20 protein-coding genes and 1 pseudogene are annotated in these 25370 nt (G+C 71.5%); 10 read left to right on the forward strand and 11 right to left on the reverse strand.

Annotation, left to right across the window (positions count from 1 at the left end; genetic code table 11):
- The first annotated feature begins 53 nt into the window (after positions 1 to 53).
- The 4 genes from AMA02S_RS07540 (at position 54) to AMA02S_RS07555 (ending at position 6257) form a co-directional block, all read left to right on the forward strand.
- On the forward strand, positions 54 to 1262 hold the full coding sequence (locus AMA02S_RS07540) for an N-acetylglucosamine kinase (protein ID WP_245667387.1): 1209 nt from the start codon (positions 54 to 56) through the stop codon (positions 1260 to 1262).
- Between the two features lie 375 nt (positions 1263 to 1637).
- Positions 1638 to 3800 carry a transglycosylase domain-containing protein gene (locus AMA02S_RS07545; protein WP_067453615.1) on the forward strand — a complete coding sequence of 721 codons (2163 nt, stop codon included), beginning with the start codon at positions 1638 to 1640 and terminating at the stop codon, positions 3798 to 3800.
- A gap of 132 nt (positions 3801 to 3932) precedes the next feature.
- The gene (locus tag AMA02S_RS07550) at positions 3933 to 5594 is read left to right on the forward strand and encodes a glycoside hydrolase family 3 protein (protein ID WP_067453618.1); all 1662 of its coding nucleotides are present in this window, start codon (positions 3933 to 3935) and stop codon (positions 5592 to 5594) included.
- Positions 5595 to 5759: 165 nt separating this feature from the next.
- Entirely contained in the window at positions 5760 to 6257 is a 498-nt protein-coding gene (locus AMA02S_RS07555; RefSeq protein ID WP_067453621.1) for a hypothetical protein, read from the forward strand.
- 45 nt (positions 6258 to 6302) lie between these two features.
- Here the strand turns inward: AMA02S_RS07555 and ptsP are convergent, their stop codons facing one another.
- The 7 genes and pseudogenes from ptsP to nagA form a co-directional block, all read right to left on the reverse strand.
- Entirely contained in the window at positions 6303 to 7976 is a 1674-nt protein-coding gene (ptsP, locus tag AMA02S_RS07560) for a phosphoenolpyruvate--protein phosphotransferase (RefSeq protein ID WP_245667398.1), read from the reverse strand.
- Between the two features lies 1 nt (position 7977).
- Entirely contained in the window at positions 7978 to 8250 is a 273-nt protein-coding gene (locus AMA02S_RS07565; RefSeq protein ID WP_067453627.1) for an HPr family phosphocarrier protein, read from the reverse strand.
- A gap of 85 nt (positions 8251 to 8335) precedes the next feature.
- Positions 8336 to 9004 (reverse strand): HAD family hydrolase, encoded by a 669-nt coding sequence (locus tag AMA02S_RS07570; protein ID WP_067453630.1) that lies wholly within the window; start codon positions 9002 to 9004, stop codon positions 8336 to 8338.
- The gene (locus AMA02S_RS07575; protein ID WP_067453634.1) at positions 8995 to 9444 is read right to left on the reverse strand and encodes a PTS sugar transporter subunit IIA; all 450 of its coding nucleotides are present in this window, start codon (positions 9442 to 9444) and stop codon (positions 8995 to 8997) included. The genes AMA02S_RS07570 and AMA02S_RS07575 overlap by 10 nt, the downstream gene beginning before the upstream one ends.
- A 17-nt stretch (positions 9445 to 9461) precedes the next feature.
- Positions 9462 to 9722 (reverse strand): annotated as a pseudogene (locus tag AMA02S_RS07580) (PTS sugar transporter subunit IIB); the annotation flags it as partial.
- A 27-nt stretch (positions 9723 to 9749) separates the two neighbouring features.
- Complete coding sequence (locus AMA02S_RS07585; protein WP_084264790.1) at positions 9750 to 10790, reverse strand: SIS domain-containing protein; 1041 nt, start codon at positions 10788 to 10790, stop codon at positions 9750 to 9752.
- A complete protein-coding gene (nagA, locus tag AMA02S_RS07590) occupies positions 10787 to 11947 on the reverse strand; it encodes an N-acetylglucosamine-6-phosphate deacetylase (RefSeq protein ID WP_067453640.1) in 1161 nt (386 codons plus the stop codon). Before nagA ends, AMA02S_RS07585 begins: the two co-directional genes overlap by 4 nt.
- Before the next feature lie 165 nt (positions 11948 to 12112).
- Between nagA and AMA02S_RS07595 the strand changes: the two genes are divergently transcribed.
- The 5 genes from AMA02S_RS07595 (at position 12113) to AMA02S_RS07615 (ending at position 18183) form a co-directional block, all read left to right on the forward strand.
- Positions 12113 to 13489 (forward strand): PTS transporter subunit EIIC, encoded by a 1377-nt coding sequence (locus AMA02S_RS07595; protein WP_067453643.1) that lies wholly within the window; start codon positions 12113 to 12115, stop codon positions 13487 to 13489.
- 154 nt (positions 13490 to 13643) lie between these two features.
- On the forward strand, positions 13644 to 14384 hold the full coding sequence (locus AMA02S_RS07600) for a GntR family transcriptional regulator (protein WP_067453646.1): 741 nt from the start codon (positions 13644 to 13646) through the stop codon (positions 14382 to 14384).
- A gap of 25 nt (positions 14385 to 14409) precedes the next feature.
- Complete coding sequence (locus AMA02S_RS07605) at positions 14410 to 15753, forward strand: PTS transporter subunit EIIC (protein ID WP_067453649.1); 1344 nt, start codon at positions 14410 to 14412, stop codon at positions 15751 to 15753.
- Between the two features lie 265 nt (positions 15754 to 16018).
- Positions 16019 to 17374, forward strand: coding sequence for an NsdA family TPR-like regulatory protein (locus tag AMA02S_RS07610; RefSeq protein WP_157430452.1), 1356 nt, complete (start codon positions 16019 to 16021; stop codon positions 17372 to 17374).
- A 419-nt stretch (positions 17375 to 17793) separates the two neighbouring features.
- On the forward strand, positions 17794 to 18183 hold the full coding sequence (locus tag AMA02S_RS07615) for an Rv3235 family protein (RefSeq protein WP_084264794.1): 390 nt from the start codon (positions 17794 to 17796) through the stop codon (positions 18181 to 18183).
- A gap of 48 nt (positions 18184 to 18231) precedes the next feature.
- Here the strand turns inward: AMA02S_RS07615 and secA are convergent, their stop codons facing one another.
- Complete coding sequence (gene secA / locus AMA02S_RS07620) at positions 18232 to 21096, reverse strand: preprotein translocase subunit SecA (RefSeq protein ID WP_067453652.1); 2865 nt, start codon at positions 21094 to 21096, stop codon at positions 18232 to 18234.
- Between the two features lie 183 nt (positions 21097 to 21279).
- Between secA and AMA02S_RS07625 the strand changes: the two genes are divergently transcribed.
- On the forward strand, positions 21280 to 21618 hold the full coding sequence (locus AMA02S_RS07625) for an HGxxPAAW family protein (RefSeq protein ID WP_067453655.1): 339 nt from the start codon (positions 21280 to 21282) through the stop codon (positions 21616 to 21618).
- 16 nt (positions 21619 to 21634) lie between these two features.
- Here the strand turns inward: AMA02S_RS07625 and AMA02S_RS07630 are convergent, their stop codons facing one another.
- The 3 genes from AMA02S_RS07630 to AMA02S_RS07640 all read right to left on the reverse strand — a co-directional run bounded on the left by AMA02S_RS07630 (position 21635) and on the right by AMA02S_RS07640 (position 24839).
- Positions 21635 to 22834, reverse strand: a complete 1200-nt coding sequence (locus AMA02S_RS07630; protein WP_084264796.1) for a DNA glycosylase AlkZ-like family protein — start codon at positions 22832 to 22834, stop codon at positions 21635 to 21637.
- Between the two features lie 284 nt (positions 22835 to 23118).
- Positions 23119 to 24360, reverse strand: coding sequence for a maleylpyruvate isomerase N-terminal domain-containing protein (locus AMA02S_RS07635; RefSeq protein WP_067453658.1), 1242 nt, complete (start codon positions 24358 to 24360; stop codon positions 23119 to 23121).
- Positions 24357 to 24839 (reverse strand): sigma-70 family RNA polymerase sigma factor, encoded by a 483-nt coding sequence (locus AMA02S_RS07640; protein ID WP_218004872.1) that lies wholly within the window; start codon positions 24837 to 24839, stop codon positions 24357 to 24359. The genes AMA02S_RS07635 and AMA02S_RS07640 overlap by 4 nt, the downstream gene beginning before the upstream one ends.
- Between the last annotated feature and the right edge of the window lie 531 nt (positions 24840 to 25370).

Here is a 25370-nt window from a genome sequence, read left to right on the forward strand (position 1 = left end):
TTTTCTTACTGGCAGGATGTCACGTCAACGGTAGAAAAGGCTACGGTCGCCATGTGTTGACCCATTTGGCCGGTCCTTACGTGGTCGGTATCGACGCGGGTGGCACGAAAACCCGCTGTGTCGTACTGACGCTCGGGGGAGCCCTGGCCGGTTCCGGCACCGGCCCAGGGGCCAACCCCAACTCCGGAGGCGACACCGTGGGGGCGCTGACAACCGCCCTGCGGCAGGCGCTGGGAGACCTCGACCGAACCCATATCCTCACCGGCGTCTTCGGTATCGCCGGTGCCGGCTCAGCCGGCCGACCCGCCGCCGTCTCGGCGGCGCGGCGGGCCTGGCAGGCCCTCGGGCTACGCGGCTCGCCCGCCGTGGTGACCGACATCGCCGTGGCGTTCGCCGCCGGCACCAACGAGCCCAAGGGCATCGTGGTGTTCTCCGGCACCGGCGCCGGGGCGGCGGTCATCAACGACGGCTCGATCGTGCAGCGCGCGGACGGCTACGGCTGGCTCGTCGGGGATGAGGGTTCGGCGGTATGGCTCGGGAAGGAGGCGGTCAGGGCGGCCCTCGCGGCCTACGACGGCCGCGGCTCCCCGACGCTGCTCACCGACTCGGTCCCCCGGGCCCTGCTCGGCCCCACGGTGGTCGCGGAAATCGACTCGTCGGGGCGGCGACCCCGCCCGCGGCGGGAGCTGGCCATGGCCGGCGCACCGCCACCGGGTGCCTCCGCGCTCGTCCAGCCGTCCCCCCTCTCCTCCTCCGTCTCTTCTCCCTCCGGGACCGGCACGGGCACGGCCGTGCTGATCCCGGAACCCTCCAGTCCGCAGCCTGACGACGGGTCCGGCCCGTCCCGGCATTCCGGTGGCCCGGACGGTCCGGGTCATCCGGAGATGCCCGGGGCCCCGCCGAACCCCCAGCTCGCCCAGGCGATCATCAAGGAGGTGTACGGCCGCCCGCCGGCGGCCCTGGGCCGGCTCGGCCCGGTGGTCGCCGCCGCCGCGGCCGCAGGTGATCCGGTGGCCAGGCGCATCACCGAGGAGGCCGCGCAGTGGCTGCTGCGCGACGTCGACGCGGTGCGCCCGGCCCTCTCCGACCCGTGCGCACCGGTCGTCATGCACGGCTCGGTGCTGCGCGAGGGCCCCGTCGCCGAGGCCGTCCGCACCGGGCTGCGCGACCGGTTCGCCGCCGCGCCCCGAAGCGCGGGCGACGGCGCCGTGGGCGCGGCCGGGCTGGCACTGCGCCGCCTCGGCCACCCCCTGCCCGGCTGAGCCGTTCTGGCCGCCGAGGCGAGGACGGCATCGCCGTCCTGTCTTCATCGCGATGGACCCCAGATGATCCGCAACCGCTTGCGGTCATGGGGTCCATCGTGATTAGGCTGTGACCACGGTGGCTGAAGATCCGCCGGCACGGTACCGAGGGTGCCGTGCCCGGTGGGACCACCGGCCACAGACGTGGCTCGTACCGATCCGGCTGCGTTCCTTCGCAGCGTCGTCCGCGAGCGCCGCGGATCCGCCCCGACCGGCGGGTCCGGCATGGCGCGCCGTTGAGCGTTCCCCGGCATGCCCTCCCGCATCGCCGCTGCTCGGCGTGCCCCGCGACCCCGGACGACGGCCGATTCCGTACTCCACGTCGAACGAGGTCGCATGCACTCCCTGCCGTTCGGGGCGCGCCGTCTCCGGCCCGCCCTCACCCGCCTGTCCCGCGTCCCGCGCCGGCTGTTCCGCCGGCGTTCGCTCTCGATGGGCATCGTCACGATCCTGTTCGCGGCCGTCGGCGCGGTCGCCGTCGCCTACGTCCGCACGCCGCTGCCGACCGAGCCGCAGCCGGGCGTCACCGACGAGGGTTCGACGGTCTACTACGCCGACGGCCGGACGCCGCTGTTCCGGCTCGGCGCCAACCGGGAGATCGTCCGGCATGACCAGATCCCCGACCTGCTGCGCTGGGCGGTGCTCGCGGCCGAGGACCGCGGGTTCTACGGCGGCCACGGCGTCTCGCCCACCGGGACGATGCGCGCCCTGTGGAACAACGCGTCCGGCGGCGACACCCAGGGCGGCTCGACCATCACCCAGCAGCTCGCCCGCAACTACTTCAAGGGGCTCAGCAAGGACCGGACGGCCGGACGCAAGATCAAGGAGATCTTCGTCGCGGTCAAGCTCGACCGCAAGCGGGCCAAGGACGAGATCCTCGACCTCTACCTCAACACCGTCTACTTCGGCCGGGAGACCTCCGGCGTGCAGGCGGCGGCGCGCGCCTACTTCGACAAGGACGTCTGGCAGCTCGATGCCGCCGAGAGCGCCCTGCTCGCCGCGATGATCCAGCGGCCCGTCTATTTCAAGACGCAGGGGGACGAGCCGGCGGCGCGTGCGCTGCGCGAGCGTTGGCGGTACGTCCTCGATGGGATGGTGTCGATGGGCAGGCTGAGCTCCGACGATGCCGCCCGGCAGCGTTTTCCCCGCACGCAGGACCAGTGGCGCGGGGTGGCGCCGTCCGGCCAGGGACTGCTGGTCAGGCAGCGCGTCCTGGACGAGTTGGAACACCTCGGCATCCCCGCCGACAGCGTCGTGAACGGGCGGCTGAAGATCTACACCGGGCTCGACCGGCGCTGGATGGACCATGCGGAGCAGGCCATGAAGCAGGTGCGTGAGCCGGAGTGGCCGAAGAGCGCACGGGGCGGGCTCATCGCGGTGGACCCGAAGGACGGCGCGGTCAAGGCGTTCTACGGCGGTGATCCGAAGCGCAGCATGTTCGACTCGGTGTTCAACCCCGTGGCGCAGGCCGGCTCCACGTTCAAGCCGTACGTGTTGGCCGCCGCCCTGCGCCGCGGCTACAACGTCCGGACGAAGGTGAGCGCAAGGTCACCGCTGAGGTTCGCGCCGGACGGCAGCGTCACCCCGATGACCGCGCCGGGGTACAAGGTCGACAACGACGAGAGGATCGGCTCGCTCGGGGCCATCGACCTGGTCAAGGCGACGGCGCTGTCGGTCAACACCGGCTACGTCAAGGCGGCGCTGAAGACGGGGATCGCGAACGTGCTGGAGACCGCGCGGGTCTTCGGCGTCCCCGAGTCGGCGCTGAAGCCGTACAAGGGGCAGGCCGGGCTCGCGCTCGGCATTCCCGACGTCGCGGCGGCCGACCAGGCCGCGGGGTACGCGGCGTTCGCCAACGGCGGCACCGCGGTCACCCCGCACCTCATCACCCGGGTCGTGGACGCACACGGGCGGCGGGTGCCGCTGCCCTGGAACCGGCGGGGCCGCCGGGTACTGAACGGCGAGCAGGCGGCGCAGGCGACGTACGCGATGCGCGCCGTCGTGACGGGCGGGACGGGCAGGCGCGCGGCCCTGCCCGACCGGGACGCGGCCGGCAAGACGGGGACGACCGACAACAACCGCGCCGCCTGGTTCGTTGGATACGTCCCGCAGCTGTCGACGGCCGTGGTGATGGCCAACACCGAGCGCGCCCCGCTCCAAGGGCTGCCCGGCCATCCGAGGAAGGTCGCCGGCGAGAACCTGCCGGCCACCGCGTGGCGGTCCTTTATGGAGAAGGTCACCCGCGACCTGCCCGCGCTCCCCTTTCCTGAGCCCGACTTCACCGGAGTGGCGGCCAACTGGGACGACTTCAGTCCCGGCTCCGGCGACGGCACCGGCAGGACCCCGGGTACCGGAGGACGGCCGGATTCCGGCGTGCCGCGCTCGCCCGGCGTCACGTCCTCGCCGACCTGGAAGCCCCGCAGGACACCCACCCCGCAGCCGGGCTCGGGAGACGATGCCCGCGGGAAGCCCTGCATCCCGTCCTGCCGCACCCCGTGACTCGACAAACCCCCTCGATTCGCCATTGGTGCCGGGTCGGGTCGACAGGCGGGCGAGGAGCCGTTAGCGTCGCGACGTCCGGAAACGAGCGAACGACCCGAACCGGCGAGCAGAGTCGGGGGGCCTGGTCAAGTGCGTGTCACACGTCCACTCGCGCTCGCGGCGGCGGCGGTGCTCGCCGTGCCGCTGGCGGGCTGCGGCGGCGGCAAGACAGGACAGGGCAGGCAGGGCGGGCAGGGCCCGTCCGCCCGCTCCCCTGCGTCCGGGGCGGCCGGCGCCGAACCGCCGGCGGGCGGGAAGCCGGACGCCTGGATTCCCGGCTACGTCGCCAAGATGAGCCTCGCCGAGAAGGTCGGGCAGCTGTTCGTCCCCCGGTTCTCCAGCCGCGCCGACGGATTGTCGATCATCAAGCGGTACCACGTCGGCGGGCTGATCTACTTCCCGGAGAACATGGGCTCGCCCGGACGGGCGGCGGCGCAGTCGAACGCGTTGCAGAAGGCGTCGAAGGTGCCGTTGCTGCTGGGCGTGGACGAGGAGCAGGGCATCGTGTCCCGGACACCGTTCCTCACCCGGTTCCCCGGCAACATGGCGCTCGGTGCGACGGCCCGTCCGGCGGACGCGCGGGCCGCCGCGCAGGTCACCGGCGCCGAACTGCGGGCGATCGGCATCAACCAGGACTTCGCGCCCGTCGCGGACGTGAACGTCAACGCCCGCAACCCGGTCATCGGGCTGCGCTCGTTCGGCTCGGACCCGGCGAAGGTGTCGGCGATGCTGACGGAGGCGATCGGGGGCTACCAGCAGGCCGGGGTCGCGGCCACGGCCAAGCACTTCCCCGGGCACGGCGACACCGCGACCGACAGCCACACCGGCCTGCCGGTGATCACACATTCGCGCGCGACCTGGGAGCGGCTCGACGCGCCCCCGTTCCGGGCGGCGATCGCGGCGGGCGTGGACGCGATCATGACGGCGCACATCGTGGTGCCGAGACTCGACCGCTCCGGCGACCCGTCCACCCTGTCCAGGACCGTCCTGACCGGGCTGCTGCGCGGGACGCTCGGCTACCGGGGCGTGATCGTGACGGACTCGCTGGAGATGGCGGGCGCACGCCGCAGGTACGGCGACACGACCGTGCCCGTGCGGGCGATCAGTGCGGGCGCCGACCAGCTGCTCATGCCACCGAACCTGCCGCGCGCCTACAACGCGGTACTCAAGGCCGTCCGCGCGGGACGGATCCCCGAGAAGCGGCTGGACGAGTCCGTGACCAGGATCATCGGGCTCAAGCAGCGGCGCGGGCTCTTCGCGGGGACGCGGGCCGACCCGGCCAGAGCCGCCACGGCGATCGGCACGCCCGCGCACCGGGCGACGGCGCAGCAGGTCGCCGAGCACTCGATCACGCTCGTCCGCAACGACCGCAAGGTGCTGCCGCTCAAGGGCAGGAAGGTCGCCGTGTCGGGCCCGGACGGCGCCGCGCTCGGCGCCGCCCTGCGCCGCCGGGGCGTCCGGACGGTCCCGCCCGGCGCGGCGGACGTGACCGTGCTGACGACCATCAACGCCGGCGGCGCCACGGCCGCCCGGGTCCGGGCGCTCGGCCCCAAGCCGGTCGTGGTCGCCGCGCTCGGCCGCCCCTACGATCTCGACGCGGCCGGGGGCGCGGCGGCGGCGCTGGCCGCCTACTCCGCGGGCCGGGTCTCGATCGACGCGCTGGCGGCGGTGCTGGCGGGCGCGGTGAAGCCGGTGGGGCGCCTCCCGGTGCCCGCCGCAGGCAAACCGGTCGGTCACGGCCTGGGGTACTGACCGAGGCCACCGACCGAGCCGGGCTGACCAAGCTGACTGACCAGGCTGACTGACCAGGCCGGCTGGCCAAGCTGACTGTCCGAGGCCACTGACCGGGTTCCTGTGGACGCGGACCGCCACGACCTGGGAAGATCGGCGCGCCTTCGCGTCCCCAGGAGGTTCCCCGTGCAGGTCCGCCCGTCTCTGGCCGTCCTGGCCTTACTGCCCGCGCTGGCCGCGCTGGCCGCCTGTAGCGGCGATCCCGAGATCACGATGCCGCCGCTGACGCCCGAGCCGTCCGACACCCGGCTGATCGACGCCGCCGGTCCCGACCCGCAGACCCTGCCCGCGCGTCTCGCGCTGTACCGGTTCCTGCGCGGGGTGGCCGCCGGGGACGTGCGCGCCTGCGCGTACCTGGCGCCCGCGTACGAACGGACCGTCTTCGGCAGGACGGGCGGCTGCCGTACCGGCCTCCGCCAGGCGCGCGCGAAGCTCGACGCGCAGGACGTGGCGGCGCTGCGCGGCGTCACCGTTCCGGCCGGGGAGACCGGACCCGGTGACGGGGACATCACCGTCCGCTTCGAGGACCTGGGGTGGCGCGGCGAGCCCGCGCGGTCCGGTGGCCTGCTCGCCCCGACCTTCACCCTGCGCCAGATCGGCGGGCGCTGGCGCATCACCGGCTGAGCGCCGGCGCTCAACGCCCGCGCTGAGCCCGCGCTGAGGGACCGGTCAGATGCCCAGGTCGGCGAGGCCCGGCAGGTGCCGGCGGGCCGACTCGCGGGCCTGCTCCGCGGTGCGGGCCTCGCGGGCGGCGACGGCGGCGCGCCGGCACTCCTCCAGCGTGTGCCGGACGAGCGCGGCCCGCACCAGCGGGAGGGACGGCGCGCTCATCGACAGCGACGTCACCCCGAGCCCGACCAGCACGCAGGCGAGCGCCGGATCCCCGGCGGCCTCGCCGCAGACGCCGCAGGGGATCCCCGCGCCGGCCGCGGGAGCGACCAGGTCGAGGACGGCCGGTTGCCACGGGTCCTGGAAGTGCGCGAGCCCGCCGACCTGCCGGTCGGCCGCGCACGCGTACTGCGTGAGGTCGTTGGTGCCGATGCTGAAGAACCGGACCTGCGCGGCCAGGTCCCGGGCACGCAGCGCGGCGGCGGGAACCTCGATCATGACCCCCGGACAGGCGATGCCCGCCGCGCGGCACGCGTCCGCGAAGAACGCCGCCTCGTCGGCGTCCGTCACCATCGGGGCCATCACCTGGAGTTCGGCGGTCAGCCCGGCGGCGGCGCGGGCCAGCGCGTCCAGCTGCGCGGACAGGACGTCCGGGTGGCGGCGCATCATCCGCAGACCGCGCTCGCCGAGTGCCGGGTTCGGCTCCTCACCGGGGGCGGGCAGGAACGCCAGCGGCTTGTCGGCGCCCGCGTCCAGCGTCCGGACGACGACGCGGCCCGCCGGAAACGCCGCCAGGACCTTGCGGTACGCCTCTTCCTGCTCGGCGTCGGACGGCGGGGTCGAGCGGTCGAGGAAGAGGAACTCGGTGCGGTAGAGGCCGACGCCCTCGGCGCCGTTGGCCAGCGCCGCCTCGATGTCCTTGGGGCCGCCGATGTTGGCCAGCAGCGGGACGGGGTGGCCGTCCTTGGTGGCGCCGGGGCCGGTGGACTCCGCCAGGGCGGACGCGCGGGCCGCGGCCTCCGCGCGGGCCGCCGCGACCTCCTCGTCGGACGGGTCGGGCCGGACCGTTCCGGCCGCGCCGTCCACCAGCACGCGGGTCCCGTCCGCGAGCGCGGTCGCGCCCGGCAGCGCCACCACGGCGGGCACGCCCATCGTGCGGGCCAGGATCGCGGTGTGGCTGGTCGGGCCGCCCTCCTCGGTCACGAACGCGGCGACCCGCGCCGGGTCCAGGACCGCGGTGTCGGCGGGAGCCAGATCCCGGGCGACCAGCACGAACGGCTCGTCGGACTCCGGGACCCCCGGCACCGGCAGACCGAGCAGCCGGGCGATCGCACGGTCGCGGATGTCGTCGAGGTCGCTCACCCGGGCGGCCATGTACTCCCCGGCCCCGGCGAGCATCTCCCGGTAGACGCCGAACGCCTCGAACACGGCGCGGGCCGCGGCGATCCCTTCGCCGACCCTGGCGCGGACGCCGTCGGCGAGACCCGGGTCGCGGGCCATCAGCGCCTGCGCGTTCAGCACGTCCCGCCCGTCGGGGTTTCCTGCCTCGGCGGCGCGCACACCGCGGTCCTCCAGGTCGGCGGCCACCGCCTCCAGCGCCGCGAGCGCGGCGTCCCCCTCGGCTCCGGCGTCGCCGCCGTGCCGGGACCCCGCCGGCGGCTCGGGAACGGCTCCGGCGATCGTCCGCACCGGACCGGCCCCGGCGCCGGGGCTGACGCCCACGCCGCGCAGCACCTCAGGCACCTTCGGGCTCCGGGGTCGACACCAGGGCCTCCAGGCTGTCGAGCAACGCGTCCGCGCCGTCGCCGGCCGCGGCGATGACGATCTCCTCGCCGTGCCGGGCGTCCAGGCCGAGCACCGCGAGGATGCTCTTGGCGTTCACCGGCGCGCCACCGTGCTTGGCCACGGTGACCTCGCCCGGCGCCTTGGCCGCGGTCTGGACGAACAGCGCGGCCGGCCGCGCGTGCAGCCCCACCCTGGACTGGATCTTGACCTTGCGCTCGCTCACTGATCACTCCTCATGGGGCCGTGGGTCACGGCCCTCGCTCTCGGTCCCCGGGACGGTCCGCTCCGGGGCACCGCTGCCGGGGACGTCATCGGCCGCGCACCCGCAGCGCGGGGCCCGCGACGACGTCCACTTCCATCAGGTCGGCCACCAGGTGGTCGGCCTCGGCCAGCGCCGCCACCGGTTGTGTGGTGGTGACACCGACGCAGGTCATGCCCGCGGCCTTCACGGCCGCCACGCCCGCCGGGGCGTCCTCGAACCCGACCGCTTCCCGCGGCGTGACGTCCAGGTCCCGCGCCGCCGCCAGGTACCCCTCGGGGTGCGGCTTGCCGGTGCCGACGTCGCCGGCGGTCACCACGAGGTCCAGCAGGTCGCGGACGCCCAGTTCGTCCAGCAGCCGCTCGGCGTACGAGCGCTGCCCGGAGGTCACCACGGCGAGCGGGACGCCCGCCGCGCCCAGCGACCTGACCAGGTCGACCGCGCCCGGGACGGGCGCGACCGCCGGCAGATCCGGCAGGCTTCCGTAGGAGAGCGCCTGCTCGAACAGTTCCTCGGCCGTCCGGCCGGGGAACAGGTGCTCCAGGTCGGCCAGCACCTCAAGCCCGCGGCGCCCCACGAAGGACGAGATCACGTCGTCGTCGTAGGGGGCGCCGTGCTCGTCGAACAGCCGCGACCACATCACGCGGTTGCGCGGCTCGGTGTCGATGAGGGTGCCGTCGAGGTCGAACACCGCCGCCCGGAGCGCGATCAGCTCCATGTGAACAGCTCGGCCCCCTTCGTCACCTCGCCCGACTCCACGACGTCGGTCAGGGCGCCGTCGCCCGCGTCCAGCGCGACGACCGCGCAGATCGGCGAGCGGCCACCGGCCTCGATCACCGCCGGGTTCCAGGCGACCAGCGGCTGGCCCGCGGTGACCTCATCGCCCTCGGCGACGAGCAGTTCGAAGCCCTCGCCCTTCAGCTTGACGGTGTCGATGCCGAGGTGCACGAGCACCCCGTGCCCCTCCTCGTCCACGACGACGTAGGCGTGCGGATGCAGCTTGACGATCCTGCCGGTGACCGGCGCGATGGCGTGCCCGGGACCGCGCTCGGGGTCCACGGCGGTGCCCGGGCCGACCATGGCCTGCGCGAACACCGGATCGGGCACGCCCGCCAGGCCGACGACCCGGCCGGCGACCGGGGACAGCACTCGGGTCATCGTGACGGTCCCTTCCCTCATTCGAGGATGTCCTCGATATCGCTGGCGATGGTGTCGGCCTCGGGGCCGACGACGACCTGCACGACGGTCCCGCTGCGCATGACACCGAACGCGCCGGCCTTCTTCAGGGCCGCCTCGTCGACCTTGCCCGCGTCCGAGACCTCGGTGCGCAGCCGTGTCGCGCACGGCTCGATCTCGACGATGTTGTCGGCGCCGCCCAGGGCGGCGACGATCGCCTCGGCCTTGTCCATGTCTTCCCTGTCTTCCGTGTCTTCCGTGTCTTCCCGTGTCTTCCCCGAGTCGGGTCAGTCGGTCTGCGTGACCTTGTTCAGGCCGCGCGGCACGTCGGGATCGATGCCGAGCCGGCGGGCCAGGTTCTCGACCAGGATCTGGCCGGGGACGATGAGGCCGAGCGGCGCCACCCACTCGGGCAGCGCGGGGCCGGGCAGCGCCGCCGTGCACTCCGCGGCGAGCCCGGGACCGCCGCCGACGCCGAACGCACGGGCACCGGCGCCCTCGACACGGCGGGCGAGCGCGATCGTGCCGGGCAGCGTCGGGCCGGAGTCGGCGGCGACCAGCAGCGCGGGAGTCTGGTCGTCCACCACGGCGATCGGGCCGTGCAGCAGGTCGGCGTAGGACAGCCCCATGGCGTGCAGGTAACACGCCTCCTTGATCTTCAGTGCGAGCTCCAGCGCGGTACCGAACGCGATGCCGCGGCCGGACACGACGGTGCCGGGGACCTGCGCGAGCTCCTCGACGATCCGGGGCAGCGCCGGCGACGCCTCGGTCTGCGCGATCAGCCGGGCCACCTCGTCCGGGACGCGGCGCAGGTCGTCCACGGCGACGTCCGCGCCGAGACCGACGGCCAGCACCGACAGCGCGGCGAGCTGGGTGGTGTAGGTCTTGGTGGCCGGGACGGCGATCTCGTCGCCCGCCTCGGTGACCAGCGCGACCTCGGCGGCCTCGGCCAGCGGGGACCCGGCGCCGTTGGTGACCGCCACCGTCCGGGCGCCGCACGCGGCGGCCCAGTCGAGCGTCTCGACGATCTCCTCGGTCTTGCCGGACTGGCTGATCGCCACGGCCAGCACGCCGTCCAGATCGACCCGTCGCTTGTAGGCGGTCGCGATGGAGGGCGCGGCCAGCGTCGCCAGCCGCCCGGTGTGCGCCTCCACCAGGTACCGCCCGTACACGGCGGCGTTGTCGGACGAGCCGCGCGCGATGAACAGCACCTGCCGCGTCTCGCGGGCCAGCGCCCCGATGTCGGCCGTCCGCGGCAGCAGCGCGCCGGTCGTGCGGCTCAGCGCGTCCGGCTGCTCGCCGATCTCGGCGCGCATCAGACTGGTCATGATCCCCCTCCGAAGACTTTCTGCCCGTTGATCCAGGTCGCAAGCGCACGGTGGTCCGGGCCCAGCCAGACCAGGTCGGCGGCGGCGCCCGGGGCGATCCGGCCGAGGTCGGCGCGGCCGATCAGGTCGGCGGGGACGCGGGTCGCCGCGTCCACGGCCGTCGCGGTGTCGATGCCGAGCGCGGCGGCGTTGCCGACCGCGTCGTCCAGCCGGAGCCCGGACCCGGCGATGGTGCCGTCCGCGCGCAGCGGCGGCCCCTCGTCCGGCATCGTGATGGGCTCCCCGCCGAGCTCGTAGGTGCCGGGCGGCATCCCGGCGGACGCGGCGGCGTCGGTGACCAGCACGACCCGTCCGGCCGCGGCGCCGAACACCAGCTTCGCGGCCTCCGGGGAGACGTGGTGCAGGTCGAGGATCAGGCCGGGGCTGAGCCGCCGGTCGATCAGCGCCTGCGTCGCGACGCCCGGGTCGCGGTGGTGCACGCCGCTCTGGGCGTTGAAGATGTGGGTGACCATGCGGGCGCCCGCCTCGGCCGCCGCGGCGGTCTGCGCGGCGGTGGCGTCGCTGTGCCCGACGCTGACCAGCACCCCGGCCGCAACCAGCGCGCGGATGGCGTCGATCGCGCCGGTGCGCTCGGGCGCCAGGGTGACGAGCTTGACGAGCCCGGTCTCCAGCAGGCTCAGGATCGCCTCGGGCTCCGGGTCGGTCAGGTACGCGGCGTTGTGCGCGCCCTTGCGCTTCTCGGAGAGGAACGGCCCCTCCAGGTGGACGCCGAGGACCTTGGTGCCCGCGGGTAGCCGGGGCAGGAGGTCCCGGGTGTGGCGCAGCGCCTCGGCCTGTGTCTCGACGGGCGCGGTGATGAAGGTCGGCATGAACGCGGTCACGCCGGTCTCGGGGAGCCGGGACACCACGGTGCGCCAGCCCTCCTCGTCCGCGTCCACCATGTCGTACCCGAAGAAGCCGTTCGCCTGGAGGTCGACCAGTCCGGGAGCGAGCAGCCCGTCGCGCAACTCGGCGTCGGGCGTTCCTGCCGGGCGCCCCTCGCCGACCTCGGTGATCACGCCGTCCTCCGCTCGGACGAATCCCGGCGACAGGACGCGGGTAGGACCGTCCGCGGGGGTAGTGATCATGTGGTTGGCGCTGATCAGCAGTGATGCCATGGGTGCACACTCTCTGTAACGTGACGATCGCCGAGCGTTGCCTCCGGGGTGAACTGGTCTAGTCCGGACTAGACCAGTACGCACCATATCCCACCAATCGGAGGGAGCTGAAGACGTCGGCCCGAACTCGTCGGGATCGGGCCCTTTGGGGGAGGACATCCGCTCATGAGTTCCCCGGCCGCCGCCTCCGGCGGCAACGGCGGCCGGGGTGGCGGCGAGAGCGGCGCCTGGTCGGCCACGTTCGCGGTGCTGCAACGCATCGGCCGCAGCCTCATGCTGCCGATCGCCGTCCTGCCCGCGGCCGGGATCCTGCTCCGCCTCGGCCAGCCCGACCTGCTCGGCGCGGACGGCCTCGGCTGGAACCGCGTCGCCGAGGTCTTCGCCGCGGCCGGCGGCGCCTTGCTGGACAACCTCGCCCTGCTGTTCGCGGTCGGCGTCGCCATCGGGTTCGCCAAGAAGTCCGACGGGTCCACGGCGCTCGCCGCCGTCGCCGCCTATCTGGTGTTCGACCGGGTGTCCAAGGTGATGTTCTCCCACACGAGCGAGCTCAAGGGCACGGTCGTCCAGGAGGTGCGGCAGGAGGACGGCTCCCTCAAGGAGACCATCGGGTACGGGTTGCAGAACCCGACCCAGGTGCTCGGCGGGATCGTCGTCGGGCTCATGGTCGCCCTGCTCTACCAGCGCTTCTACCGGGTCAAGCTGGTGTCCTGGCTGGCGTTCTTCGGCGGGCGCCGGTTCGTCCCGATCATCTCGGCCGGGGCGGCGCTCGTGCTCGGCGTCGCGTTCGGCCTCGTCTGGCCCACGCTGGGCGGCTGGATCGACGACTTCGGCGACCGGCTCACCGGCGCCGGCGCGCTCGGCGCCGGCGGTTACGGCGTCGCGAACCGGCTGCTGCTCCCCTTCGGCCTGCACCACATCCTGAACTCGCTGATCTGGTTCGTGTTCGGCACCTACGACGGGCCGGACGGCCCCGTTCATGGTGAGCTCAACCGGTACCTGGCGGGCGACCCGCACGCGGGCACGTTCCTCGCGGGATTCTTCCCCGTCCTGATGTTCGGCCTGCCCGGCGCGGCCCTGGCGATCTGGCGCTGCGCCGCCCCGCACCGCCGCGGCGTGGTCGGCGGCCTGATGATCTCGGCGGCGCTCACCGCGTTCGTCTGCGGCGTCACCGAGCCGATCGAGTTCTCCTTCATGTTCGTCGCGCCGCTGCTGTACCTGGTCCACGTCGTGCTGACGGGCTTCTCGATGTACGTTCTGGCCGCGGCGGACGCGCAGCTCGGCTTCAGCTTCTCCGCCGGCCTGATCGACATGCTGCTGAACGCCACCAAGGACAACACCCGCCATCTGTGGCTGATCGTCGCGATGGGAGTGGTCTACTTCTTCGGCTACTACGCGATCTTCACCTTTGTGATCAGGAGGTTCGACCTGCCCACTCCCGGCCGCGAGCCCGGCCCGGAGTCCGACGCCGCGTCCGACGCGGAGTCCGACGCCGGCGCACCGTCCACGTCCGAACCGGAGGTGCCACCCGAACGTGCCACCTGACCTGCGCATTCATTCGATCATGAGGCCCAGGTCCCTGATCCGGCCGTTATTCATCTGTGCATTGACATGACTTTCCCGGTTGTGGTCTAGTCCGGCCTAGACCAGTACGAACCAAGTCGAATCCGTCGAAGCACTCGTCCGCCGAGGACTCCCCTTGACGACCATCGATCCGCACAGCCCGGTCCCGAAGTACTTCCAGCTCCGCGCCATCCTGCTGGATCTCATCGAGAGCGCCGAGCTGCCCGTCGACGCCCCGATCCCCTCGGAGCGCGAGCTGTGCGTACGGTACGAGCTGTCGCGCATGACCGTCCGCCAGGGCGTCGACCAGCTCGTCTCGGAAGGCCGGCTCTACCGCGTCCCCGGCAAGGGCACATTCGTCGCCCGGCCCAAGATCGAGATGCCGTTGCGGCTCGTCTCGTTCACCGAGGACATGCTCAGCCGCGGGCTGCGCCCAGGCGCCGTCGACCTCGACCGCCGGACCGTTCCCGCCGACGCTCGCCTCGCCCGCATCTTCGAGGTCGAGCCAGGCACCGAGATCCACGTCATCGAGCGCCTGCGCACCGCCGACGGCGAACCCATGGCGCTGGAACGTGCCCACATCCTGGCCTCGCTCGCCCCCGACCTGCTCGACCGGCGGCTCGCCGACCGCTCGCTGTACGGCGTCCTCGAAGCCGTCTACGGGCTGGTCTTCGACGCCGGGGACCAGACCATCGACGCCAGCCTGGCCGACGCGGCCGACGCCAGGCACCTGCAGATCCCCCGCGGCAGCGCCGTGCTGCTGCTGCAACGCCGCTCCTACACCGGAGGCGTCTGCGCCGAACTGGGCGTGTCGACCTACAGAGCGGACCGCTACCAGATCCACACGGCCCTCGGAAACCCCCCGCCGCACTCCTGAAACCCCCTGAGGAGGAAGCCCCCCGATGACTTCGACAACTGTGGACGCCGCGCCACGCCGAGGGTCGAGCGCCCTCGCGGTGCTACAGCGCATCGGCCGCAGCCTCATGCTGCCGATCGCCGTGCTGCCCGCCGCCGCCCTGCTGTTCCGGCTCGGCCAGCCCGACATGCTCGGCGCGGACGGCCTCGGCTGGATCCGCGTCGCCGAGGTCGTCGGCGCCGCCGGCCAGGCCCTGTTCGACCACCTGCCGCTGCTGTTCGCGGTCGGCGTCGCCATCGGCTTCGCCAAGAAGGCCGACGGCTCCACCGCCCTCGCCGCCGTGGTCGGCTACCTGGTCTTCGACCAGGTCTCCAAGATCATGTTCTCGCACTCCGACGAACTCAAGGGCAACGTGCTGATCACCAAGATGGTGGACGGCGCACCCAAGGAGGTCATCGACTTCGGGGTCAAGAACCCCACCGACGTCCTCGGCGGCATCCTCATCGGCGTCGTCGCCGCACTGCTCTACCAGCGCTTCTACCGCGTCAAGCTGCCCACCTACCTCGCCTTCTTCGGTGGCCGCCGCTTCGTCCCGATCGTCACCGCCCTCGCCGCCCTCGTCCTCGGCGTCGCGATCGGCTTCATCTGGCCCGTCTTCGGCAACTGGCTCACCGACTTCGGCGACTGGATCACCGGCGCGGGCGCGCTCGGCGCCGGCACCTACGGCGTCGTCAACCGCCTCCTGCTCCCCTTCGGCCTGCACCACATCCCGAACTCCCTCGTCTGGTTCGTCTTCGGCGACTACAAGGGCCCGGACGGCGTCGTCCACGGCGAGATCAACCGCTACCTGGCTGGCGACCCCACCGCGGGCGGCTTCACCGCCGGCTTCTTCCCCGTCCTCATGTTCGGGCTGCCCGGTGCCGCCCTCGCCATCTGGCGCGCCGCTCCCCCGCACCGCCGCCCCGCGGTCGGCGGCATCATGATCTCCGCCGCCCTCACCGCCTTCGTCACCGGCGTCACCGAGCCGATCGAGTTCGCCTTCATGTTCGTCGCGCCCGTCCTGTACGCGGTGCACGTCGTGCTGACCGGCATCTCGATGGCCGTCCTGGAGGCCGCCGGCGCCAAGCTCGGCTTCGGCTTCTCCGCGGGCGGCATCGACATGCTGCTCAACGCGTCCAAGGACAACACCAAGGGCCTCCCGCTGATCATCGGGATGGGCGTCCTGTACTTCCTCATCTACTACTTCCTGTTCAAGTTCCTCATCGTGAAGTTCGACTTCGCAACCCCAGGCCGAGAACCCGACGACGAGGAATCGGTGGCCGCCGACCCCGGCTCCAACCCCGAACTGGCCGGCGGCACCAGACGCAAGGACACCCCGGCCACCAGCTGATCCGTCCGGTCCAGCCCACCGGCCCAGCTCCCACCGAGTCCCGGTCACCACACCCTTCCGGGACTCGCTACCCACGGCGGCGGGACGCCTGGGGGCGTCCCGCCGCCGCACCCGCTGGACGGTCGAGCGCTCGGAGATGGTCATCGGGTTTCCCCGGCGGGGGACGTCACGAAGCGGCACCTGGCACACCCTCGGCTACGCCGCAGAGCGGGGCATACCGCGGTTGATAGTGCCGGTCTGACCGCGTCGCTGCTGTACTGCACCTGTGGACGGGCAGCGGAAAGCCGGAGCGCGGGCTCTGCGCCGCCTGCGCAGCGCGCGAGGCTGGTCGTGGACGGACTTGGCCAAATGCCTGCGCGACCACGCTCGCGAGCTGCGGATGACACGTATCGCGGCGGCGCAGGTCGCCAGCATCCGCCGTACTGTCGCGCGGTGGGAAGAGGGATCCAGTGTGCCGGACGAGCAGTACCAAATGCTGCTCGCGCCCACCTACGCCCGCACGGTCCTGGGCTCGGTCTCCCTGGGACCCGGCTCAGACTTCCGTGAGCTGCTGGAGGCACTGTCCATGCTGGGGGTCGAGCAGTCACGTCTGGACGAGCTGTGCGCGGTGACCATGGCAGCCGTGACAGACCAGGGCACGAGCCTGCTCACCTTCCTCTGCGTCCCGCAGCGTGCCGAGCTGGCCGCCACTCTCGCCGATCCCAACGCGCTGGACATTCCAGTGGTGGACGGGCTCGGCGCCGCTGCCGACGCGGTCAACGAGCAGATCGGCGGCGTGCCGTTCGTCCGGCTTCGCCTGGCCGCGACCGCCATAGTGGACGCGTGTCGATTCCTGCTGGCCGGTGAGCGGCCGTCCCCGGTGCGTGACAGGCTAGAGGCGGTGGCGGCGAGGACGTTCGCGCTGGCGGGCCGCTTGGCGTTCGAGACCCACGACGACGATGCCGCGCTCGCCCTCTACGACGACGCCGTACTTGCCGCAGGTGCGGGTGACCCGTCGCGCCGGGCGTTGATCCGCACCAGCCAGACCATGGTCACCTACTACGCGACCGGCTCGGTGGACAGGGCACGCCGGCTCGCCGACGCCGCTGTCCGAGACGCGCGCCGCGGCGACAGCATCCTGATGCGGGCTCGGGCGCACGCACTCCGGGCGGAGATGGCCGCACGCAGCGAGCCGGTACGGCATCGTCAAGCACAGGCCGCCCTGCACATGGCCCGGCATGACCTGGATGGCGATACGGTCGGCGATCCGATGGCGGATGTCTTTTCGCACGGACGGCTTCGCGGGTTCGAGGGCGTCTGCGGGATCTTTCTCGGAGAGGCGGAGGCGGCAGGGCAGCAGTTGGCGGCGTCCGCCGCGACTTTGACCCAGTCGCGCAAGTCCGTCCAGCGCGCGATCGTGTTGACCGACCGGGCACTGGCCCGCCTGTACGCCGACGACGTCGGCGGACCGGTGGCGGCGGTCGAGCAGTTGCATGAGTGCGTGGACCTCACCGCCCGTGTCCGCGGCCAGGTACCAGCGCAGCGACTCCGTCACGTACGGCTTGAATTGAGGCCATGGCGGCACGAAGGGTTCGTCTCGGACCTAGACGATCACATCCACGGCACCATGATCGGTATGTGAGCCTGCGAGAGCTCTCCTTCCTTGCTGATGCCAGCGGTGCTTTGACGTAGTCGCTGGTCAGTCCCTGTCGACAGCGACTGTGGCGGCAGGCGGGTCGCGTTACTCGGTTGGCCTTATGTGGTCTGGATGTATTTTTTCGACCGGCTCAGGACTCCTTTTCTCGAACCCGAGTTTTGGAGGTCATCGTGGGCCGTCGCCCAGTCCCGCTACCAGCCGTCCGGATCGTCCGGTATTCGCCTGTGCTGCCGAGCCGCCGGCGTGTTGCCGTTCCGGCCGTCCAGCGTCCTGCGAAGGGGGGTTCTGGCGGTCGGGAGGCCACAGGGGCGGCGAAGCCTCTGGCGTGGGGTCAGAGGGGCGCTGAGCCCTTCGGGGCTCCTTGTGGGTGGCGGTCGTTCCGGAGTCCTTCTACGGACGGGGCGTTGGCGCTCAGCCGCGTGCCGGTGCAGGCGCGGTCGCCCGATTCGCTGCGGCTCGTGCGGGCCGGGGAGAGTGTGGAGACGGAGCTGCGGGCGCGGGCCGAGGCCACGGTGCGGATCGTCGTGGATGTGCTCGCGGGGGTGCGGCCGGCGCATCAGCTGTCGGAGGTGGCCGTCCCGGCGGTGTGCCGGGAGCTGGCGCGGCGGTGCCCGCGGGGGGTGCGGGCCGTCCCGCCTCGGGTGCTGTCCAGTTGGTTGCAGCGGCCCGCGCCGGACGCGGCGGAGGCGGGGGCCGTGGTCGCCATGGCAGGACGCGTGACGGCGCTGGCGATCCGGCTGGAGCTTCAGCGGGGACGGTGGCGCTGCACGGTTCTGGAGACGACGGGCACCTAACGCGGAAGCGGCCTCCCGGAGGTTCCGGGAGGCCGCTTCGGTGGGGTCCTACTTGTTGCGTGGGTCCCCGTGGCAGCGCTTGAACTTCTTGCCCGAGCCACAGGGGCACGGGTCGTTGCGGTTCGCGCCCGCGTACGGGTCGTCCGTCTCCTCGCTGTGGTGCTCGACGCCGCCCTCACCGTCGACGGTGGGGTTCGAGTACTCCAGCTTGGACGGCCGGTTCGGCTTCTCGAGTCCCTTGGCCTTGATGGCCGGGGCCTCGTCCGCGGGCTCCTCCTCGTCCTCTTCGTCGTCCGTGCCGGCCTTGGCGGGAGCGGACTTGGCGACGGAGACGGGAGCGGCGCCGACCTCGGGGGCCTCCGGCTGCTCCTCCACCTCGACCTCAAGGTGGAACAGGTAGCCGACCGACTCCTCCTTGATGCCGTCCAGCATCGCGTTGAACATGTCGTAGCCCTCGCGCTGGTACTCCACCAGCGGGTCGCGCTGCGCCATGGCCCGCAGGCCGATGCCTTCCTGGAGGTAGTCCATCTCGTAGAGGTGCTCGCGCCACTTGCGGTCCAGGACGGACAGCACGACGCGGCGCTCCAGCTCCCGCATGACCTCGGGGCTGAGCTCCTCCTCGCGCTTGTCGTAGGCGTCCTGGGCGTCGTCGCGGATCTTCGCGGCGAGCGTCTCGGCGTCCAGGCCGGAGATGTCGCCGTCCGCGGCGTCCTCGACCAGTTCGTCCACCGTGATCGAGATGGGGTAGAGCTGCTTGAACGCCTTCCAGAGCTTGTCGAGGTCCCACTCTTCGGCGAAGCCCTCGCCGGTGGCACCCGCGACGTAGCCGTGGACGACCTCGTCGATCATCCGGCGGACCTGCTCGTGCAGGTCCTCGCCTTCGAGCACCTTGCGGCGCTCGGCGTAGATGACCTTGCGCTGCCGGTTGAGGACCTCGTCGTACTTCAAGACGTTCTTGCGCATCTCGAAGTTCTGCTGCTCGACCTGACTCTGCGCCGACCTGATCGCATTGGAGACGATCTTGGACTCGATCGGCGTGTCGTCCGGGATGCTGAGCCGGGTCATGATCGCCTCGACCCGGGCCGAGTTGAACAGCCGCATCAGGTCGTCCTCGAGCGAGAGGTAGAACCGCGACTCGCCGGGGTCGCCCTGGCGGCCGGACCGACCGCGCAGCTGATTGTCGATGCGCCGGGACTCGTGCCGCTCGGTCGCGAGGACGTAGAGGCCGCCGGCCTCGACGACCTCCTCGTGCTCGCCCTTGACGGCCTCCTTGGCCTTGTCGAGGGCCTCGGGCCAGGCGGACTCGTACTCGTCGGGCGTCTCCAGCGGGGACAGCCCGCGCTGGTGCAGCTCAAGGTCGGCGCGGAAGTCGGGGTTGCCGCCGAGCATGATGTCGGTGCCGCGGCCGGCCATGTTCGTCGCGACGGTGACGCCGCCCTTGCGGCCCGCCTCGGCGACGATCGCCGACTCCTGCTCGTGATGCTTGGCGTTCAGCACCTGGTGCGGGATGCCGCGCCGCTTGAGCATCTTGCTCAGCCGCTCCGACTTCTCCACCGACGTGGTGCCGACCAGGACCGGCTGGCCCTTCTCGTGCCGCTCGGAGATGTCGTCGACGACCGCCTCGAACTTGGCCTGCTCGGTCTTGTAGACGACGTCCGCCACGTCCTCGCGGATCATCGGCTTGTTCGTCGGGATCGGGACGACACCGATCTTGTAGGTCTTGTTGAACTCGGCGGCCTCGGTGTCGGCCGTACCGGTCATGCCGGACAGCTTGCCGTAGAGCCGGAAGTAGTTCTGCAGGGTGATCGTGGCGAGCGTCTGGTTCTCGTCCTTGATCGCGACGCCCTCTTTGGCCTCGATGGCCTGGTGCATGCCCTCGTTGTAGCGGCGGCCGTGGAGGATGCGCCCGGTGAACTCGTCCACGATCAGGACCTCGCCGTTCATGACGACGTAGTCCTTGTCGCGCTTGTACAGCTCCTTGGCCTTCAGCGCGTTGTTGAGGAAGCTCACCAGCGGCGTGTTGACCGAGTCGTAGAGGTTGTCGATACCGAGCCAGTCCTCGACCTTCTCCACGCCCGCCTCGGTGATGCCGACCGTGCGCTTCTTCTCGTTGACCTCGTAGTCGCCGGGGCCGTACTCGTCGACCTGCCCGGCGGTGCTGACGAGCTCCGCGCGCTTCAGCCGCGGGACGATCTTCGCGAACTCCGAGTACCACTTGGAGTTCTGCTCGGCCGGCCCCGAGATGATCAGCGGGGTCCTGGCCTCGTCGATCAGGATGGAGTCGACCTCGTCCACGATCGCGAAGTTGTGGCCGCGCTGGACGCACTCCTCCAGGCTCCACGCCATGTTGTCGCGCAGGTAGTCGAACCCGAACTCGTTGTTCGTGCCGTAGGTGATGTCGCACTCGTAGGCCACACGGCGCTCGTCCGGGGTCATCTGCGGGAGGATGACGCCGACCTCGAGGCCGAGGAACTGGTGGACGCGGCCCATCCATTCGGCGTCACGTTTGGCCAGGTAGTCGTTCACCGTGACCACGTGGACGCCGTCGCCCGACAGGGCGTTCAGGTAGGCCGGGAGTACGCAGGTCAGGGTCTTGCCCTCACCCGTCTTCATCTCGGCGATGTTGCCCAGGTGCAGCGCGGCTCCGCCCATGACCTGGACGTCGTAGTGGCGCTGACCGAGGACGCGCTTGGCGGCCTCGCGGGCGGTGGCGAACGCCTCGGGGAGCAGGTCGTCGAGGGATTCGCCGTCGGCGAGCCGTTCCCGGTACTTGTCGGTCAGCTCGCGCAACTCGGCGTCGCTCATCTCGAGGAAGTCCTCCTCGATCGAGTTGACCTGATCCGCGAGCTTCTTGAGCTTGCGCAGAATTTTTCCCTCGCCCGCACGAAGGATCTTGTCGATGACTGGCGGCACTCTCGAAGGCTCCTTGCAGATCGTGGTACACCGCTGCTGGCGGCGCGCACACCACACGTACGATGCCCATCGTAGGCGAGACCCAGAATGGTCTAGCTCACTCGCGAGCGCAATCCACAGCGTGCCCTGTTTGACCTTCCGGGTCCCGGAGAAGATCTCTCAGAGCATCGAGGGGAGGCCCACATGTCGGAAGAGTCCCACGGGTCGCACGCCGGAAGGCCCAGCTCATGGGCTGCCGTGACCATCATCTTCGTCGGTTTCGTCGTCGGCGGTGTGGCCATCTGCCTCGGCCCGTCCTGGATCATCTTCTGGGTCGGCGTCGGCATCATCGTCGTCGGAATGATCGTCAGCGGTCTGGTCCACCTGTTCTCGGACGTCGTGGTGGACGCCCCCCGCGTCATCCCCGAGATCGTCGACTACTCACTGTTCGGTTCGCGCACCGAGCGGCGTCGCGGCGGCACGCAGGGTGAGGCCATCGACACCCCGGTCGCCACCGACCCCCAGCAGACCCCGCACGGCTGATCCGCAGCCGTGTCACTCAGCTCGGCCCCGTGAGCTCTGTGTTCGTGAGCTCTGTGTTCGTGAGCTCTGTGTTCGTGAGCTCTGTGTTCGTGAGCTCTGTGTTCGTGAGTGCAGTGTTCGTGGGGGCGGCGTTCTTGAGCGCGGTGTCGATGAGGGCGCGATCGACGCCGTCCGGGACGATCCGCTCGACCCGGACGGCGTCGCAGCCCACCCACGCGGCCGCGCGTCCCAGGGCCGTGCTCAGCGCCGCCGCGGACGTCTCGGCCCGCGCAGCGGTCCGGACGGCCCAAGGCTCGAAGGAGACCTGACGGGCGATCAGCGTCCGCCCGTCCCGCGCGGGATCGACGCGCCCGAGGAGCCGGCCACCGGACAGCAGGGGCATCGCGAAATAACCGTGCACCCGCTTGGCCTTGGGCACGTACGCCTCCAGCCGGTGATCGAACCCGAACACCCGCGACGCTCGCGCCCGGTCCCACACCAGAGAGTCGAACGGGGACAGCAGGGTGGTGACGTGCCTGCCCCGTGCTGGAGTGGCGAGCGCCTCGGGATCGGCCCACGCCTTCTGTGCCCACCCCTCCACCGTGACGGGGACGAGACCGGCAGCCTGGGTCACCCGATCGACCTGGTCTTGCTTGACCCGGTAGTAGTCGGCCAGATCGCCCCTGGTCGCCACGCCGAGTGCCTTCCCCGCACGCGCTACCAGCGCCGTCAAACACGCGTCGTCGTCCGGCTCCTGCTCCAGCAACTCCCGTGGGACGACCCGCTCAGCCAGGTCGTAGACCCGCCGCCATCCCACCCGCTCCACGCAGACGACCTCGCCGACGTCCAGCAGCCATTCGATGCCGATCTTGTGGTCGCTCCAGTCCCACCACTCGGCACTGGCCTTGGCGCCGCCCAGTTCTTTCGTGGTGAGCGGCCCGTCGGAGCCGAGCCGTGCGCGGATCTCCTCGCAAACACCTTCTGGCACTTTGTGCCAACGCCATCCGCGATTTCGGTAGGCGCGGCGGCGAAACGTGAACAACGGCCAGTCCGCCATGGGCAATACGGACGCAGCATGCGCCCAATATTCGAATGCCCCATACGAGCCATTACCCCAATACGCGGACTCGATCGCCTTGCGTCCGACCGGCCCCAGCCGCGCGTACGGGACGAGTTCATGGGAACGTGCCAACACAGAGATCGTGTCCAGCTGAACAGCCCCGAGCCGGTGCAGCATGGCCGTGACCCCACCCTTGGGACGCGCGCCAAGGAACCCCTGGGCCCGGAGTTGAAGCCGTCGTACCTCGTCCGCGCTGAGCTCTACCTCGTCCACGCCGCGATGCTATGACACGACACCGACAAAATAGGAATGCCGGTCTCAGGACGGATCCCGGCGCCAGCCGGGCCCCAGCCCGGTAGTCGTTGCCTGGTCCTCCGAGACGACGCACGGCGGGAGAGAGCCGGGGGCCTTGAGCCGCTCACCCCGGCCTCTCCCGGCTCGTCGATGCCCCTGCGGCGGCGTCAGGGACCTGAGAATGCCGGAGCCGCTGCGAGGAGTCGTCGCCCCAGCGGCACGTCACCGCCCAACTCGACGCGCACTTGCCCCGGACGGAGCCGGTCACCCGCCAGCAGGCAGAAGTCCATGGCGTCCAGCGCCAGCGTCACCGTCGGCTTGTCCGGGGCCGCCGAGCCGAGTGGCAGGTCCCACTCGCCTCCTCCGGGACCCTTCAGATCCACGTGGACGCTCTCACCGTTCGCCGGTCCCCCCTCGTGCAGGATCAGGGCCGCCGGGAGCCCACGGACGCCCAGGCTCGCCATGGCGTGCAGATGGCCGGGCAGCGGCGACGGAAGCGAGCAGCCGGTCGCCACCGCGATGTCGCGGGCGTGGATCCACGTTTCGAACGCCCGCTGCACCAGCGCGTTAGCGACCTTCATCGGGAACGTGAGACGCACTAGCCCGGCGCCCGTGTCCTCGCTCAAGCGCGCGCACAACGCCTCCGCCTGCGCACGCCAGGCCGCCCGCGTTTCCTGCGGTTCCCGCGCGCGCTCTTGCGCGATCAAGCGCGCCGTACGAGCGTCCAGATCCCGTTCCGTACCGATCGCGGCTAGTCCCTCTGGAGGATCGGCAGCGGTCTCGGTAGCGTCAGACCCGCGAGGAACGGTTGCATTCTCGTCCGCGGCGATGCCGTAACCGGAGCGCTCGCCATCAAAGGAGCCGATCGCTTCCTCGGACATGCCGTCGGCGAAGCCCTCGTCCGCACCGTCGTTTGCGCGATGCGCACCATCGGCACGTGCCATACCCGCCTGCAAGATCTCGGCGAGGACGTCGGCCGCGGCAAGCTCCGGACTGCGGGCACCGGCTTCCAACTGCTCCATCACAAGGCCGTCGGTGGCGGACAGATGGGCCACGACGTCCTGCACGTTCCAGTCGTAGATGACCGTGGTCGACCAATCACAAGACGACATTTCCGCCAGCAGAGCATCCAGCAGGGACACCTGGGCCGCATAAGGCGCCGCATAGTCCGGCACGGAGGGCGCCGCTGGACGGCGGGCGCGCGCGCCGACGAGAGTCCGCTCACGCAGTGAGGGGCGCGGCTGCCGACCACCGAGCAACTCCGCCGTTCCACCGAGCAGAAGGGATTCCTCCCTACAGGAGAAACAGTGAGGGACGTGATCCATGATCAGTCGCGTCTCCTCGTCCGAGCACGCACCCAGCGCCCAGGCGCCGAGCAACGAGGCGACGTGCTCGTGCACCGGACTCATGGCGTGATCCCCTCCTCCGCGAGTGTGTCGGCGATGCGGCGCAGTGCCGTCCTGATGCGCGACTTCGCGGTCCCCTCGGCCAGCCCGAGTTCGGCCGCTACCTGACGGTACGTGCGCTCCTTGAAATAGGCCAGCACGATCACCTCCCGCAGCACACCGGGCAGTCCGGCGACTGCTCGCCGGACCTGCCCGGAGACCTCTGCGCCCGCCACCACGTCCTCGACGGGATCGGGGACCGCCGGGTCGTGCACCCGTTGCAGCAGCCGTTTTCGGCGCTCCTCGCGCCGCACGACCTCGACGGCCCTGCGGTGGGCCAGTAGCCCGAGGAACGAGCGCATCGTCCCCTTGGCGGGGTCGAACACGAGAGGACGCTCCCAGACGAACCCGAAGACCTCCTGCGTGACGTCCTCGGCGGCCTCGCGGGACCGCGTGACCCGCAGCGCCAGTCCGTAGACGAGCGCGGCGTAAGACTCGTACAACTCCTCCAGGACGGATTTGTCACCGGCGGCCAGCCGCTGCGCCCAAGCCGCCTCGACCTCCGTCTCCTCCTCCGACCGCCTTCGCCCCCGACCGGCGCGGCCCCCCGAACCCGGACCCGACTCGCGCCGCTCGCCCGCCCGTAAGGCCCGCCTGAGCGCTGCTTCCGCAACCTCCTCATCCAACTCACCGAACGCCGACCCACCACCGGCTGATGACCCGCCATGCACATCCCGCGTGCGCTGAGACAGACCTCGCCCCTGCGACGGATCGTGGGGAGCCTCCGCGAACTCGTCGCCCGGAGAGGCAGCTGGCTGTGCCCCCACGCTCCGCTGGGACGCCCCACCACCGGCCGACCCACCGCACTGGACGGCAGGGTGCCCGGACTTCGGCCGAGGCGCCGCGCGAGGCGCTCCCTCTGGGGCCGACCCGCCAGGTGGGGTGACCCGACGATGCCCGCACCATGTGCGGGGTGACGTGTGGGGCGGTGGCGCCGCCGCGGGAACCCGGGGCTGATCGTCCGGCCATGGCTG

The sequence above is a fragment of the Actinomadura macra NBRC 14102 genome (assembly GCF_001552215.1).
Taxonomy (GTDB): domain Bacteria; phylum Actinomycetota; class Actinomycetes; order Streptosporangiales; family Streptosporangiaceae; genus Spirillospora; species Spirillospora macra.